Source organism: Ochrobactrum chromiisoli (assembly GCF_026241335.1).
Taxonomy (GTDB): Bacteria; Pseudomonadota; Alphaproteobacteria; order Rhizobiales; family Rhizobiaceae; genus Brucella; species Brucella chromiisoli.
In genome coordinates, this window is record NZ_JAPHAV010000016.1 from 20,274 (window position 1) to 35,926 (window position 15,653).

Here is a 15,653-nt window from a genome sequence, read left to right on the forward strand (position 1 = left end):
GCGCCGAGCTCAGCAGCACAATTGGGTATAACTTGCCTCGACGCTTCTGACCGGCCAAATTGAAAAAGCTGCCACTCAATTGGTCGCCGAATTCCGGCAGCTTTGCGCCTTAATCCTGCCGTTCGAATGACAACTTAGATTTGCCAAAAGCCGACATTGCTTATGGAGCAGCCGAGCCCCAACCGATTACTTCGGCGTATATGTTCGAATCCCGCGCGGTCCGCCAGTCAACTTATTGGAATCATTCTCTGATTCTATTTCGACCGCTGAAACGGCGCAGGACTGCGGGTTTTCGGGCCAAAGCTGTTGACTGCGCTACTTGGCCAAAACACTGATTTCCTTCTCTCTCCGCTGATATTCTCCAGACCTCCTGACTGTGCGGATTTAGTACGGAGGTGTAAGTCATTGTAAATGCGTCTTCATTTTCTTTGGTTTATCCGTACTTTTGTACGAGATAGCGGAGGGAGAAAGAACCTGCGGTCAAACTTTGCTAAAACGACTTCCACGGGCCACACATCACCATCGGTCAGTGCGGCATGCCCCCATGCCATCAGCGGATAAACTTCCCAATAGTCGGTCACAGTCGTGCAAGCGAAAGCAGGCATCAATTCCGGTTCAATCCGTGTTCGCCGCGCGTCAGAAGAATCCGTTTCCAGAATGCTTCACGCCCGAGGACGACTTCGTCGGGCGTTGGCGCGGGACGGGCTTCCAGCAAAGCGAAGCGGAACGCCTTGCGGCAATATTCCAGCGTCGGATCGTTCACGAGGGCGCGAAGCTCCACATTCCCGCCGTGGCCGCTGGTGACATAGGCACACCAACGCGACCAGATCCCCTGATCTCCATAAGCTGACCCGATGTAGCGCTTGCCCGTTGTGATATCCGAGATTAGATAAATGCCCTTGATGCTGGAAAGCGCCGCACGCCAATCGGGTCGAGAGTTGCGCACAAGCGATTCAAGTTCCTCAAAGGACAGATCGATGTCCTCGAAGCCAGGAAAGGACCGCCCGGAATAGGGTTCGCGCAAAATTTCCTGCACCTCCAGGTCGGAATAGTGATTCTCAAACTTCACCCGCGTTGCTCGCTGGCGATAGGCTGAACCCAATTTCAGCCGCCCGAGGAAGCCTTCACCTTCCTCGATAAGTTCGACCTCGTAGCGATCGCTGTGCCGTGTAACGACGCGGAACACCCCGCCAAACAGCCAAATGTCCGGCTCGTGATAGAACTGAACGAGCGAGAAAATGAAGGGCCGATTGAAATCATCCCGTGCAGGTCGATATTCTTGCCAGCCCTGCCATTCCTGTTTGTCGCGCGCCCACACTTCAAGCGGTTGGTTCTCGCCATTCCAGCGGGCGAAGTGCAGCTTGTAGTGCTCGGGCGAGGCAATCGGCCAGATATCCGCAAGCCGGATCATCGGGTAACCTCCCGCAAAATGACCTCCGCCTGCGCCAGAACCATCTGCACGGCTTCCTGCTCCAGATCGGGTGGGTAACCGTATTTCTTGAGGATCCGCTTCACCAGAACCCGCATACGGGCACGGGCACTGACCTTGTGCTGCCAGTCAACGGTAGCCGAGCCGCGCATCTGCTGGACCAGTTCGGTGGCAATGATTCGAAGCTGCTCGCTACCCATCGCCTCGACTGCGCTCTCATTTTCAGCGAGCGCATCATAGAAGGCAAGCTCCTCCGGCGACAGGCCATGCTCCTCGCCACGGGCAGCCGACGCCTTGATATCCCTCGCCAGCGCGATCAGTTCCTGGATCATCTCGACAGTTGAGATGGCATTGGCATGATAGCGCGCAACGGCCTCTTCAAGCCGTCGTGAGAAGGACTTGGTTTCCACTACATTCGCGCGGGACCGGCTCCTGATCTCGCCATTGAGAAGCTTCTTCAAAGCTTCCAGCGCCAGGTTTTTCTTGTCCATCTGCTGAATTTCAGCGAGGAACTCGTCCGACAGGATCGACAGGTCGGGCGACTGAATACCGGCAGCCTTCAGGATATCAACGATCTCGGCATTCGCCACCGCCTGGTTGAGCAATTGCTCTACCGCCAGCGATTTTGCCTGGTCGGACATCTTGCCGGTCCCTGTGGTCTTGACCAGCGCTGCGCGTACCGCCTGAAAGAAGCCGACCTCATCGCGAATGGCGCGAGCAGCATCGCTCGCCGAGGCCAGCGAATAAGCCTTACTCAGTTCCAGCACTGCATCCTGATAGCGGCGATGCGCCTTCTTCTTGTCTTCCACCTTCTCGGTTCTGGCGGCTTCGCGCTCCTGCCATCTCAGGATCCAGTCAATGGCATCAGCAAGTGCAGCCAAGCGCTGCTGAGGCTGGCCAGTGATGCCGAGGTTATAATCGTGACCGTGGAACATGCCGCGTACGACCTCATACTTTTCCATCAAGACAGCAATGGCCTCTTCCTCATCGATGCCGGTCTTGTCCTGGTCGGACCTGGTGTATTGGCCGAGTGCATTCTTCAGGTTCTGGGCAATGCCAATATAGTCAACAATCAGGCCGCCGGGTTTGTCGCGAAACACACGGTTGACCCGAGCGATAGCCTGCATCAGCCCATGACCGCGCATTGGCTTGTCTATGTACATCGTGTGCATGCATGGTGCATCGAAGCCCGTCAGCCACATGTCGCGCACGATCACCAACTTGAGTGGATCATCGGGATCACGCATGCGTTTGGCCAGATCATCGCGGCGCTTCTTGTTGCCGATATGCAGCTGCCAGGCGAGTGGATCGGCCGCCGATCCGGTCATCACAATCTTGATCGCACCCTTGTCGTCATCTTCCGAATGCCAGTCCGGACGCAGCTTGATAATCTGGTTGTAAAGGTCGACGCAGATGCGACGGCTCATGCACACGGCCATGGCTTTCCCGTTCATACCTGTGATGCGGGCTTCGAGGTGCTCGACCAGATCGGCAGCAATCAGCGACAGGCGCTTTTCTGCGCCGACCAGCCGCTCCACGGCGGTCCATTTGGCTTTCTGTTTTTCTTGCTCCGTGGCTTCATCGTCTTCGAGGATCGCCTCGATTTCAGCATCGATGCGAGGTTTCTCGTCCTCGTCCAGTTCGATTCGTGCCAGCCTGCTCTCGTAGAAAATGGGCACCGTCGCTCCATCCTCGACGGCCCGGCTGATGTCGTAGACATCGATATATTCGCCGAAGATCGCCGGCGTATTGACATCGTCGGCTTCGATCGGCGTGCCGGTAAAGCCGATGAAAGATGCGTTCGGCATCGCCTGGCGGATATAATGCGCATAGCCATAGCGACGCTGCCCAGTTGTCCTGTCGAGTTTTGCATCAAACCCGTACTGGCTGCGATGCGCCTCATCTGCCATGACGATGACATTGCGCCGAGCGGTCAGTTCGGAGAAGTTCTCCTCACCTGCCTCAGGCGAAAATTTTTGCACTGTGGTGAATATCACGCCGCCGGATGCACGATTGAGAAGCTGGTGTAAATCATCGCGACTGCCTGCTTGCTCTGGTGTCTGCCGGATCAGGTCACGACACAGGCCAAAGGTAGAGAATAGTTGGTCGTCCAGATCGTTGCGATCTGTCAGAACCACCAGTGTCGGGTTCTCCAGTTCCCTTGAGCGGACGATCAGGCCACCGAAGAACGCCATCAACAGGCTTTTGCCCGACCCTTGTGTATGCCAGATCACGCCAATCTTGCGGTCACCTTCCGGGCTTGCGGCTTCGATGGCTGCTGCCAGTGCTTTTCTGGCACCATGGAACTGGTGATAGCCGGCAATGATCTTGAATGGCCCGGCGCCCTTGTCACCAAACACGATGAAATCGCGCAGCAAGGCAAGGAAACGGCTCTTGTTGAACACACCACGCAGCAAGGTTTCCATCTCGCGGGGCCCATGCGGCTTTAACTCATCAGCGCTCGGCCGCTACCAGATCGTCCGCACCACGCTGCGGACGATCGCCAAGACGCTCAAGCTTCCGCCGTCGGCACTGTTTGATGCCGAGATGCAGGACCGATGCGCCTGCTACCTCCTCGGCCTGCGTGGCATCGACAAGTATCTGGCGGGGCGGCTCTCGGAAGATACGCTGATCAACAATCTTGCCCATGAATGGGCTTCGCTCCCCACCGCGATGGGCAAGGGTGCTTATGCCGGCCAGAACGCAGCTGTCGGTCCGGATCGCGTGCGTAAGGTGTTGGCCAAGGTCCGGCAACGTCATGGTGCCAGCCAGCCGGCGCGCGAGATTGTGGTTGAGAAGGAAGTCGACAAGCCCGTCGTTCCCGTCAGCGTCGAAGCTGAAATCCGCAAGCGCACCGATCAGTGGAGCTGGATTACCACCATCTTCGGTAGTGGTGGGGCAGGCCTTGCCGCACTCGCCGGTATGGACTGGCAGACCGTCACCGCCATCGGCGCGCTTGCACTCGGCGGGCTTATCATTGCACTGCTGCTACGGCGGCAGATCGTGTGCGCTGTGCAGGATGTGAGGAGAATGATCGAAGGGTGACATGATCAGCGGCTAATGCTTCGAACCCTACTCTATGACAATCCGATTGCCGGTTGTCGAGTATAGCCGCGAGTTCCAGGAGCGTGCAGCCGACGAGCTCGATCTGCTGCCAAAGGGGTCGGCTATCGCCGAACTGCTCGCCGACTACAGCGTCATGTGGGATCAGGCCCGCGCGTGCAAAGGACGGTGATCTGCGATCTGATCGCCGGCCGCGATATGGTCGAAGACGCGAAAGCAGATCGCCGGATAAGGCGGCGATGGCCGATAATGCCCCGCAGTCAGACGGAGGGGCGGCTGCTCGCCAAGGGTGCCCGTGCGGGCGCCGGCCGATGCTCCGGGCTCGCTTGCTCGAAGTCGCCGAGAATCGGGCAGTCGGGCCGGTGGTCGCCCGCGCAGGCGTCGGCCAGCGTCGTGAGCGTGGCGACCATGTCCTCCATCTCGGCGATTTGATGCCGAAGCTCTTTTGTTCTGGCCGACCGCGGCTCGGTGCCTGGCCGGCAGCTGGCGCCGGAGCGAACCCCGGCGCCGATCGCTCAGCGGGTCGGGCCGCCGTAGACGATGCCGTTCGGGCGATCGCCGACCGGCACTGTCTTGACCACTTCCTGGCTCCCCACGTCGATGATCGACACGGTATCGTCGGCAATGTTGGTCACGAACACGAATGCCCCGTCGGTCGATGCCGAGACGCCATGGGCGCCGCCGCCGGTGGTGAGGGTCTTCACTACCTGACCGGTCGCGGTGTCGATCACGGACACGGTGTTGTTAGGCTCCGCGTCGGTGCCCTGGTTGGCCACATAGACGTAGGCTCCATCAGCGGTCGCGAACATCTGGATCGGGTTCGGCCCCACCTCGATCCTGTTCGTTACTTGGCGGGTTGAGGTGTCGATGACCGCCACACGGTTTTCGTCGCGAAGCGAGACATAGACCTGATCGCCGGAGGGCGTGAACCCGACCTGGACCGGCGCGGTTCCGACCGGAATGCGTGCCACCTCGGACAGCGCCTGCGTGTCGATGACGGACACGGACCCATCCTCGACATTGGCCACGTAGAGCTGGGTCTCGTCCGGGCTGAGCCGCAGGCCGTGCGGATAGTCCCCCGTCGCGATACGCCCGATGACCTCGGCCTTTGCGAGATCGACCACGGCGATCTCGTCGCCGCCGGCCAGCGAGACAAAAGCGCGCCCCTGCCGGTCGGCGACCACATGGGCCGGGTGCGAGCCCACCGCGACGGTCGCCTTGGGCGCGGCGATGTTCTGCGGATCGAGAATGACCAGCAGACCCTCGGCCGCAGCTTCCTCGCCGTTTCCGTGGCCGTCGGATTCGTGATCCCCCTCGGTGGCAGGATCTCCGACTGCCAGCAACAGCTTCCCATCGGGCGTCAGATCGACGTTGTGGGGCCCGACCGGGATCGAAACGGTGTCGACCGATCCGGTGCCGAGATCGATGGCGCTGATGGAATTGCCGCCCTCATTGGCAGCGTAGACGGTTCCCCTTGTCTGGCCGAGGGCTGCCGGTGCCTCGCCAGCGTTCGTCTCCAGCCAAGCCTGCATTTCAGCGATCTCGCCTTCCTGCGCCGCGATGATCTGGTCCGCCCACGCCTTGGTCTGCGGATCGTCCCCGTATTGCTGGACGATCCTGGCCATGTCGATCGCGCCCTGATGATGCGGGATCATGCCCCGGACGAAGGCGACATCGGGATCGTCGGCCATGACGCCGTCCATCATCAGCCCGTGCGTCTCGTTCATCGCGTCGACATAGGCCTGCGTGAAGTCGGGAAGGTTACTGCTCGCCCGGGCCGCTTCCGCTTGCGCGGGCGGGCTTGCTGGGTGGTGGGTGTCATGCCCGGACTGGGCGAGGGCGGCGCCTGGCAGGCCTGCCAGGATGCTGACGGAAAGGGCGATTGCGGTTCGGTTCATTGATTTCATCCTTTGGTACGGGAGCGCCGGTCCAGATTCGCGGACGCGGGTCTCCGATATGTTCGCGTGGTCTTTCGGGGTCGCGCCGGAGCAGCCGGAGACATCTTCGTTCTCGCGGCGATCCCTGCGCCTCACGCCGCGATGAGACGTGGCGGCCTCAGGATTCCTTCAGGGGACCGATCGCGCGGGTCAGGGTGCATCAACGTGAAAGCTTCGCCGTTCGCGGCCGGGCCGAGCGTCGGCGGCTCGACGAGAACGGCGGCGGTCAGACAGGTCTGGCAGCAGTCCGCCAGATTTGGACTACCGTCATCACTCACGCAGCCTGCGAATCGATCTGCGCCATGTTCGTCCGGCATGTGATGGCGGGCGCAGTGGCTGGCCGTGGCAGCAGTCTGTTCCTGGTGGATGGCGTGTCCGGCGGGACTGGCGTGTGCCGGGACCTGCAGAACCAGGGCGCTGATGGCAAGCAGCAGGATGCAGATCGCAAACTGGCGCAATCCGCCGCATCTTGCCCTGCCAGCAACTCGCGCGCTCCCGTTCATGCGCCACCTTCCTTCCCGGTGGCACGCGAGGCCCGTGCGATGTCACGTTCACGTCGCGCGCCACCCGACACAGCAAGACCGCCCCGCTGACGGAGGCAAGCCGCCTCGGCCAGGTGCTGTTTCGGATCATTGGCAAGGTGGCCGGTCATGTGGAGACGCCTGACTCAGATTTCCTGCGCGCCGAGAAAACGCCCGAAGGGTTGGATAGTCGGGCCGAACAGGAACACTTCATACGGCTCGGGATCGACGCCCGGAAAATCCATGCCGGGCGAGCCGGCAGGCATTCCGGGAACGGCCAACCCTGTCGCATCCGGTCGTTCGGCCAGAAGGCGGCGGATCGCCGCGGCAGGCACATGGCCCTCGACCACATAGCCGCCCACCTCGGCGGTGTGGCAGGAGGCCAGTTCGGCTGGCACGCCGAGCCGCTGCTTGAGGCTGTCCATATCGGTGGATTCCACAACCCGCACCGGGAACCCCGCAGCCTCGATATGCGCGACCCAGCCATCGCAGCAGCCGCAGGACGGATCCTTGGTGACGTTCACCAGAGGCAGCGCTTCGGCATGCCCCCGGCCGATTGTAGACAACAGCAGGGGAAGTGCGCCGGCAGCGGCCAGAATGGCGCGCCGGCTGATGCGGTGATCGTTTCTCATCGTCAAACCTCGCTTCATGGATTCATTGTCTCCCCGTCACGGTCCATGTGCGGCGCACAATGCGGTGAGCAGCGAATCGAAGGCCGCGGCACCGCCATCACAGCTTCACCTTCCGCAAACGCGCGGCATTGGCGATGACACTGACCGAGGACAGCGCCATGGCGGCCGCCGCGATGATCGGCGACAGCAGGATGCCGAAGAACGGGTAGAGCACGCCCGCCGCGACCGGCACGCCTAGGGCGTTGTAGATGAAGGCGAAGAACAGGTTCTGGCGGATGTTCCCCATGACCGCTTCCGACAGCCGCCTCGCCCGCACGATACCTATAAGATCGCCCTTCAGCAGCGTGACGCCCGCGCTTTCCATCGCCACGTCGGTGCCGGTGCCCATGGCGATGCCAACATCCGCGGCAGCCAGCGCCGGCGCGTCGTTCACCCCGTCGCCCGCCATCGCCACCACCTCGCCCGCCGCCTTGTGCCGCTGCACAACCGCGCTTTTCTGATCGGGCAGAACCTCCGCCTCGACCTCGTCGATGCCGAGCTGGCGCGCGACCGCCCTGGCCGTCGTCCAGTTGTCGCCGGTCAGCATGACCACGCGGATACCTTGCGCCTTCAGCGCGGCCAGCGCCTCGGGCGTTGTGGGCTTGACCGGATCGGCGATGGCGAAGATCGCCGCCACCTGCCCGTCCACCCCCATGAAGATCGCCGTTGCCCCGTCCTCGCGCAGCCGGTCGGCCTCATCGGCCAGCGGCGCGACATCGACGCCCTGCTCGGCGAGGAACTTCGCATTGCCAAGGGGAATGCGCTTGCCCTCGACCACCCCGAGCGCGCCCTTGCCGGTGGGGGAGTCGAAATCCGCGACCGGCGCGAGTTCGAGCCCTCGCTCCTCTGCCGCCCGCACGATGGCCAGCGCCAGCGGATGCTCGCTCGCCCGCTCCACGCTGGCAGCAAGCCGCAGCGCCTCGTCTTCGGTGAAGCCAGGGGCGGGAACGATGGCGGTGACGGCGGGCCGGCCCTCGGTCAGCGTCCCGGTCTTGTCGACGATGATGGTGTCGACCTTCTCCATATGCTCCAGCGCCTCGGCATTCTTGATCAGCACGCCGGCCTGCGCGCCACGTCCGACGCCGACCATGATCGACATCGGCGTGGCCAGCCCGAGCGCGCAGGGGCAGGCGATGATCAGGACCGAAACCGCCGCAATGAGACCGAAGGAGAAGCGCGGCTCCGGACCCCATATCGACCAGGCGACGAAGGCAAGCACCGCGACCAGGATCACCGCCGGCACGAACCAGCCCGACACCTGATCGGCGAGGCGCTGGATCGGCGCGCGGCTGCGCTGCGCCTCGGCGACGAGCTGGACGATCTGCGACAGCATGGTGTCGCGGCCGACCTTCTTCGCCTCGATCACCAGCGCGCCGGACTGGTTCATGGTGCCGCCGATAGCCTTGGCACCAACCTCCTTGGTCACCGGCATCGACTCGCCCGTCACCATCGATTCATCGACGGCGCTGCGGCCCTCGATCACCTCGCCATCGACCGGCACCTTCTCGCCGGGCCGCACCCGTAGGCGGTCGCCGACATGGACGCTGTCGAGCTGTACCTCCTCCTCGGTCCCGTCGTCACGAATGATCCGCGCGGTCTTGGGCGCGAGGTCGAGCAGCGCGCGGATCGCGCCGCTGGTGCTCTCTCTCGCACGCAGTTCCAGAACCTGGCCGAGTAGGACAAGGACGGTGATGACCGCCGCCGCCTCGAAATAGACCGCCACCGACCCGTCATGCTGCCGGAACTGGTCAGGAAAGATGCCGGGCGCGAGCGTCGCCACCATGCTGTAGATCCAGGCAGCTCCGGTGCCCATCGCGATCAGCGTGAACATGTTGAGGCTGCGGTTGACGAGCGATTGCCAGCCACGCTGGAAGAATGGCCAACCGGCCCACAGCACCACAGGCGTCGCCAGCAGCATCTGGATCCAGTTCGAGGTCCGCTGGCTGATGAGGTGGTCCAGACCAAGAAGATGGCCGCCCATCTCCAGCACGAACACCGGCAGCGTCAGCACCAGGCCGATCCAGAACCGGCGCGTCATGTCGATCAGTTCCTCGTTCGGCCCGGCCTCCAGGCTGACCAGCACCGGCTCCAGCGCCATGCCGCAGATCGGGCAGGAGCCGGGGCCGACCTGCCGGATCTCGGGATGCATCGGGCAGGTGTAGATCGTCCCCTCGGGCACCGGCTCGGCCCGTTCCGTCGCGGCGGCAGGGTCGAGATAGCGTTCCGGGTCGGCCAGGAACTTCTCCCGGCACCCGGCCGAGCAGAAGTAATAGGGCCGACCCGCGTGCTCGGCCTTGTGCGCGGTCTTGTGGGGATCGACCATCATGCCGCAGACCGGGTCCTTGACCTTGTGGGCACTGTCCGCTGCGACAGCCGCGTGCCCCTGCTCATGGCCGTGGGCCGCATGATCGTGGTGCTGATGATCGTGTTCAGTATTGTTGGTCATTTTTACGCCTCCTCGGCGTCTCGTCCTCGGCCTTGCGTTCGCCGTTCTGCGCTTTCCAATCGCTAGACGGTCAAGAGGTGACTGGAAGCTGGAAAAGTATCGCCGTTTAGTGATTCCCATGGAAATTTCGAACGTTGGTCTGTTCTGGCGCGGCATGTGACCGCATGATGTCAATGTCGGCTGCAGTCTCCTCGCCATCGAGGCAGTATTCCTCCACCTGCAACGTCGAGAAGTAGATGTTGAATCGCTCGCGCAGGAGATGGTTCGCCTGCCGCAGCACCCGCTCGCCGTCTTTCCAGTTCCGAACGCAGATGTGGCTCGAGAAGACATTGCGCCCGGATGTCAGGCTCCAGGCATGGACGTGATGCACATCCGTCACCCCCTCCAATTGCCGGATGGCCGTGATTGCGGCCTCCAGATCCAGGTCTTCCGGCGTGCCCTGAAGCAGGATGTGCAATGCCTCACGCAGAATGCCCCAGGAAGCCCAGAGCAGGACGAGCCCGAAGGCCATGCCAAGCAGGGGATCAATGGCGAGGAAGCCCGTAAATCGGATCACCAGCGCCGAGATGATGATGAGGAAGCTTCCGACGAAGGTCTGGAGGATGTGCCAGTAGGCGCCGCGCATGTTCAGGTTGCCCTTCTGGCGTTCGTACAGCAGCCAGAGCGCGACAAGCTCGGTGGCGATCCCGCCGGCAGCGGCAAACAGCATCGGTGTCGTGGCCAGTTCGATCGGCTCCATGAGACGCATCGCGCCCATCCACAGCACGAAAAGAGCCATCGCGACGAGAAACAGGCCGTTGAAAAGGGCGCCGAGGATCTCGGCCCGGACATAACCGAAGGTACGTGCCGGGCTGGATTTCCGTTCAGTCAAGCGAAGCGCGACCAGTGCGATGAGCACGCCGCCCACGGCAGAGAAGGTGTGGAAGGCATCGGAGATGACAGCGACGGAGCCCGTCCAGATGCCGATTCCCAGCTCGACTACAAAGTAAAGGCCGGTGAGCCAGCCCGAGATGACAAGCGCCTTGCGATCGCCGCCCGCGGGCATGTGACCGGCATGGCCGCCGTGAGACATCGACATGAGTCCGCCTCCTTGTTGCTGAGGGAGAACGCCGGCATCCGACGTCCTCTGCCTGGCCTATGCGCTGACCGCGAATTCGGTCATCATGCCGGTCTCAAGATGCGGCATGTGGTGGCAATGCAGCATCCAGCGCGCGGCCTCGCCGGCGTCGAGCGCGATATCGACCATCGACATCGGCGGCACATATACCGTGTCGCGCAGCGCGCCCCGGACTGCACGTCCGTTCAGTCCGACGACCTGGAACACATGCCCGTGCAAATGCATCGGGTGGCCCATCATCGACATGTTGTGGAATGACAGCACGATCCGCTCACCGCTCTGCGCGGTCACCGGGCGATGCTGGCCCCAGACGGCGCCGTTGATCGTCCACACATAGGGCTGCATCGAGCCGCCCAGCATCACCATGTGGCTGCGGTCCACCGGCCGATCCGGCAAAGCGCCCGCGGCGATCAGACGCGTCTCCTGCGCAAGGTCGCTGTCGAAGGCAGGCGCTTCGGCCTCCGCCATGGTGTCGATGCGCCGTATTTCGGCGCCCTGCGTGGCAAGGATCAGCCCGGTCCGCTCTCGCGCGCCTTCCCGCAGCGCGAGGATCGGCCAGGCGCCGCCCTCCTGCGGCAGGTCGATCTCGAGGTCGAGCCGTTGGCCCATGGCCAAGCCGAACCGCGTGCCGGGGACGGGCTGAACGGCATGGCCATCGACCGCGACGAGCCGGGCCTGCGCTTCGCCAGTCTCGATCCAGAACACCGTTGCCGCGGCGGCGTTGATCACCCGCAGGCGGATGCGCCCGCCGCGCTCAACCTGCACCACCTCGGGATCCGAAAGCGTGCGGTCGTTGGCAAGATAGGCGTCCCAGTCGTAGTCGTTGAGGTCCATCGCCATGCCGTCCATGGCGCCCATTCCCGTCATGCCACCCATGGCGCCGTGATCCATGCCACCCATCGGCATGTTCCCCATCGCGCCGTGGTCCATGGCCGCCATGCCGCCCATGACCGCGCCGTGGCCGCCTCCATGACCGCCGGCGGTCCCGTGGCCGCCAAGGATCTCGGCCATCACCTCCTCGGGTGCCTTGAACGAGAAATCATGCAGGAACAGCACCACCTCCTGCCGGTCGGCGGCGACATCCTCGGCGCTGCGCACGATCAGCGGCGCGGCCAGAAGGCGCATCTCATGCAGCGGCACATGCGCGTGCATCCAGTAGGTGCCGGGCAGCGGCGCGAAGTCATAGGCGCGAGTCTCGCCGGGGGCGAGCATCGGCAAAGGCATGTCGGGCACGCCATCCTGTGCGTTGGGCGGGATCTGGCCGTGCCAGTGGATCAGCGTGTCAGTATCGAGATCGTTGCGCAGATCCACCCGGAACCGCGCGCCGGGATCGAGTGTCAGCCCCTGTCCGGCTGGCCCGGCAAGACCCCAGACGGTGGCGGCGCGACCGTCGATGTCGAGCGTCCGGGTGGCGGCGTGCAGCGACAGCGGGGCGGCGCCCTGCGCTGCCGCGATCCGGGGCAGATGCGCATAGGCCAGCATGGCGGCGCCAGCGGCAAGAAAGCCGCGTCGTGAAAGGGTATTCATGGTCGTCTCCTCGGGACAGCTCGTCCCGTTCATCAAAACCGACAGGACGCCGCGGGCCTCGGCCCGGACGCGCGATCAGAGGAGACGGTGCTTGGGAGGTCGTTCGTTCAGTCCAGGTGCCCGACCGGCAAGCACTGCACCGGTGGGCAGGTCATGGCTGGCAGGCGCGTAATCGCTGCCAGAGCTGTCGCTCGGGGAGGTCAGGAAGACCGAAAGACCGGCGCAAAGCAGCTCACAGCTTCCGGTGTCGATCGATCCGCAGTGCTGTTCGCCATCACAGGAATGTTCGCTGCCGGCCGCAACCTGCATCATCTCGCCGACATGCATCGAGTGATCCGGCTCTGCGCTCAAGCGCGCCGCATGCGCGGAGGTCACCGTCGTCATGACGGCGATCGCGAGTACGGCAAGCATAGTGACGAGGCGCGAGAACATGCCGGAAAGATAGGCGCTGGTCACGGGAATGTCAATTGCCTCCGGCGTCGCGCCTCTGGCAGAAATTCATCCTCGGCATGTAGCCAATAGAAATTCCTCGCCACCAATCATGCAACTCATGCGAAAAGAACTCCGTAATATCTTGTGGCCCGGGTTGCTCGTCGGAGGCCTGGTCATGGCGGTCTTCGCTGGCAGGCACTATGCCCAGACCGCATCCAACGCCGCGTCATCTGCAGAAGTCATCGAACAGGGCCGGCAGATCTATGCGGACCAATGTGCGTCCTGCCACGGTGCGCAGCTCGAGGGGCAGCCGGACTGGAAGACGCCCCTTCCGTCCGGGCGTCTCCCGGCGCCACCACACGATGCCGACGACCACACGTGGCACCATCCCGATGACATCCTGTTCCGGATCGTCAAGGAGGGCACGGCCGCCATCGTCGGGGGCGGCTATAAGAGCGACATGCCGGGCTTTGCCGTCCTCAGCGACGCAGAGATCCAGGCTGCGCTCGCCTATATCAAGAGCACCTGGCCGGAGCGCGAGCGGACCTACCAGGAGAATGTGTCGCAAGCACGCTGAGCGCTGATGGCACCTTCGGGATGGAGCTTCGCTGCAGGCCGGAGCTGCCCGTGCGACCGGCTGCTCAGTTTTCCGAGGCCCACCCGGTGACAGTTGTGGCTGCCGGACAGAAGCGGCATATTTGGATCAACCCGATGGCGACACCTTTGGGAGCGATGTTCGTGGGATTATTCATGGATTACTTGGCCTTTGAAGCGCGCCCGATCATGGCGCAGCGTCGGGTTTTCCCTCAATGAACAATCCCGGCTCCAGTTCATCGAAGCGGGTTCAAGACCGCACGGAGCGGCTCAACAAGAACTGCTTCTGCGTTACACTGGACCTTCCATCGCTGCGCGAGGCGCTGGAGCAGGAGGCAGGTGAGCCGGCGTTCTTCGAGACGTTCATCGGCCCCAAGACCCACCTGTTCTCGCACGTGCCGGTGTTCCTTTCGGCCACCACCGTCAATGAGATGCGCGCGATCGCAGTGGCTGTGGAGACCACCGCCCAACTCGAGGCATACAAGACCGCGGTCCTCTCCTGGGCGCCGGAAATCGCGTGGGGGGATCACGGCCCGCTCGGGGCATTGATGGGCTACGACTTTCATCTCGGCGAAGACGGCCCCCGGTTGATCGAAATCAACACCAACGCCGGCGGCGCGTTTCTCAATGCCTTTCTTGCACGAGCGCAGCGCGCGTGCTGCGCCGAAATGGATATCCCCCCGGCGCTGCCATCGTTCGAGGACGCGGCGTTTCGCATGTTCCAGAACGAATGGATTCGGCAGCGGGGAACGGGCACGCCACAACGCATCGCCATCATCGATGACAATCCGCCGGAACAGTACCTTTATCCCGAGTTCGTGCTCGCGCGGCAAGTTTTGGCGGCACGAGGGGTAGACGCGGTCATCGCCGACGCCGGTCACCTTAGCTACGACGATGGTCGGCTCAGCGTCGACGGAAAGACGATCGATCTCGTTTACAATCGGGTCACCGATTTCGCCTTTGATCAGCCCGAGCACAAGGCATTGCAGGAATCCTACCGTGATGGCGCGGTTGTCGTAACGCCGAATCCGCACAACCACGCGCTCCTTGCCGACAAGCGCAACCTTTCGCTTCTTTCGAATTCCGCGACACTTGAGGCATGGGGAGTCGACCCGGGGATTCGGGCCGGGCTTGCTGCCGTTCCACGCACCGTTTTGGTCAATCCCGACAACGCTGATGCACTTTGGAAATCCCGCAAGGACCTGTTCTTCAAGCCGACAGGAGGACATGGTGGCAAGGCGGTATATCGTAGCGACAAGCTGACGAAAGGAGTCTGGGCGGAGATCGCGGGAGGCGGATACGTTGCCCAGACGCTGGTCCGCCCCAGCGAGCGCATGATCAAGATCGACGAGACACCCCAGAGGCGCAAAATGGACGTGCGACTGTATACCTATGATGGGCAGGTGCTTCTGGTGGCCGCGCGCCTTTATCAAGGCCAGACCACAAATTTCAGGACGCTAGGGGGTGGGTTCGCGCCGGTGTTCGTGATCTGAAGCGAGAGCTGTTGGGATCTTGTATAATGAAATCAATCCCTTAAGGTGGAGAAGGTTGGACGTCAGACCCATCCCCTCCGCCAAACACCGCCGATTGCCCTCTATAGTGCGATAATGCCGCCGATCACCGCATTACATCGGATGAGATAGCAAACCGCCGTTTCTACGCCACAGCCCAATATATCTTGACCGCCCATGGCGGCTTGCGGCCCCGACTCCGTCGTGCATCTCATCCAGAATGAACGGCAGGTTGCGGGTGGGAACGGAGCCCTTCGAAACGACCTCTAGAGGGTCGAAAGCACTCATTCTAAACGTGGTGAAATTGCAGAATTAGAGAATGTCGCTCGACTTTGGCCGGTCCATGCGTTTTCCGTGACCGTCTAGAGCCTACGTCGATATGCGACAGCGATCTGACCTTTGAAC

Annotated in this window: 15 protein-coding genes; 5 read left to right on the plus strand and 10 right to left on the minus strand. The window is 62.6% G+C overall.

Features of this window, described 5'->3' with window-relative positions; all coding sequences use genetic code 11:
* Positions 1-604: 604 nt before the first annotated feature.
* Both OPR82_RS19530 and OPR82_RS19535 read right to left on the minus strand, forming a co-directional pair.
* Positions 605-1,411 (minus strand): GIY-YIG nuclease family protein, encoded by an 807-nt coding sequence (locus OPR82_RS19530; protein ID WP_024899893.1) that lies wholly within the window; start codon positions 1,409-1,411, stop codon positions 605-607.
* Complete coding sequence (locus OPR82_RS19535) at positions 1,408-3,855, minus strand: type I restriction endonuclease subunit R (RefSeq protein ID WP_265986569.1); 2,448 nt, start codon at positions 3,853-3,855, stop codon at positions 1,408-1,410. The genes OPR82_RS19530 and OPR82_RS19535 overlap by 4 nt, the downstream gene beginning before the upstream one ends.
* Before the next feature lie 121 nt (positions 3,856-3,976).
* Here OPR82_RS19535 and OPR82_RS19540 point away from each other — a divergent pair, with 121 nt between their 5' ends.
* Together OPR82_RS19540 and OPR82_RS19545 are read left to right on the plus strand one after the other, a co-directional pair.
* Positions 3,977-4,474, plus strand: a complete 498-nt coding sequence (locus OPR82_RS19540) for a lysozyme family protein (protein ID WP_143128786.1) — start codon at positions 3,977-3,979, stop codon at positions 4,472-4,474.
* Between the two features lie 34 nt (positions 4,475-4,508).
* Positions 4,509-4,664 carry a hypothetical protein gene (locus OPR82_RS19545; protein ID WP_265986572.1) on the plus strand — a complete coding sequence of 52 codons (156 nt, stop codon included), beginning with the start codon at positions 4,509-4,511 and terminating at the stop codon, positions 4,662-4,664.
* Between the two features lie 343 nt (positions 4,665-5,007).
* On the opposite strand, the gene copM is transcribed toward OPR82_RS19545, so the two are convergent.
* The 8 genes from copM to OPR82_RS19585 form a co-directional block, all read right to left on the minus strand.
* Positions 5,008-6,390 carry a CopM family metallochaperone gene (gene copM / locus OPR82_RS19550; RefSeq protein WP_024899896.1) on the minus strand — a complete coding sequence of 461 codons (1,383 nt, stop codon included), beginning with the start codon at positions 6,388-6,390 and terminating at the stop codon, positions 5,008-5,010.
* A 131-nt stretch (positions 6,391-6,521) separates the two neighbouring features.
* Complete coding sequence (locus tag OPR82_RS19555) at positions 6,522-6,887, minus strand: hypothetical protein (RefSeq protein ID WP_143128787.1); 366 nt, start codon at positions 6,885-6,887, stop codon at positions 6,522-6,524.
* Between the two features lie 41 nt (positions 6,888-6,928).
* Positions 6,929-7,081 (minus strand): hypothetical protein, encoded by a 153-nt coding sequence (locus tag OPR82_RS19560; RefSeq protein ID WP_164844753.1) that lies wholly within the window; start codon positions 7,079-7,081, stop codon positions 6,929-6,931.
* Between the two features lie 15 nt (positions 7,082-7,096).
* Positions 7,097-7,600, minus strand: coding sequence for a DUF411 domain-containing protein (locus OPR82_RS19565; RefSeq protein WP_425598729.1), 504 nt, complete (start codon positions 7,598-7,600; stop codon positions 7,097-7,099).
* A gap of 79 nt (positions 7,601-7,679) precedes the next feature.
* Positions 7,680-10,067, minus strand: coding sequence for a heavy metal translocating P-type ATPase (locus tag OPR82_RS19570; protein WP_024899899.1), 2,388 nt, complete (start codon positions 10,065-10,067; stop codon positions 7,680-7,682).
* A gap of 106 nt (positions 10,068-10,173) precedes the next feature.
* Positions 10,174-11,145, minus strand: a complete 972-nt coding sequence (locus tag OPR82_RS19575; RefSeq protein WP_024899900.1) for a cation diffusion facilitator family transporter — start codon at positions 11,143-11,145, stop codon at positions 10,174-10,176.
* A gap of 57 nt (positions 11,146-11,202) precedes the next feature.
* The gene (locus tag OPR82_RS19580; protein ID WP_024899901.1) at positions 11,203-12,711 is read right to left on the minus strand and encodes a multicopper oxidase family protein; all 1,509 of its coding nucleotides are present in this window, start codon (positions 12,709-12,711) and stop codon (positions 11,203-11,205) included.
* Between the two features lie 75 nt (positions 12,712-12,786).
* Entirely contained in the window at positions 12,787-13,167 is a 381-nt protein-coding gene (locus OPR82_RS19585) for a hypothetical protein (protein WP_200869487.1), read from the minus strand.
* Positions 13,168-13,318: 151 nt separating this feature from the next.
* Between OPR82_RS19585 and OPR82_RS19590 the strand changes: the two genes are divergently transcribed.
* The 3 genes from OPR82_RS19590 to OPR82_RS19600 are packed head-to-tail and all read left to right on the plus strand — an operon-like array spanning position 13,319 to position 15,230.
* A complete protein-coding gene (locus OPR82_RS19590; protein ID WP_161662579.1) occupies positions 13,319-13,720 on the plus strand; it encodes a c-type cytochrome in 402 nt (133 codons plus the stop codon).
* A 50-nt stretch (positions 13,721-13,770) separates the two neighbouring features.
* On the plus strand, positions 13,771-13,956 hold the full coding sequence (locus OPR82_RS19595) for a hypothetical protein (protein ID WP_128095077.1): 186 nt from the start codon (positions 13,771-13,773) through the stop codon (positions 13,954-13,956).
* Positions 13,953-15,230, plus strand: a complete 1,278-nt coding sequence (locus OPR82_RS19600; RefSeq protein ID WP_128095076.1) for an ATP-grasp domain-containing protein — start codon at positions 13,953-13,955, stop codon at positions 15,228-15,230. The genes OPR82_RS19595 and OPR82_RS19600 overlap by 4 nt, the downstream gene beginning before the upstream one ends.
* The last annotated feature ends 423 nt before the right edge of the window (positions 15,231-15,653 follow it).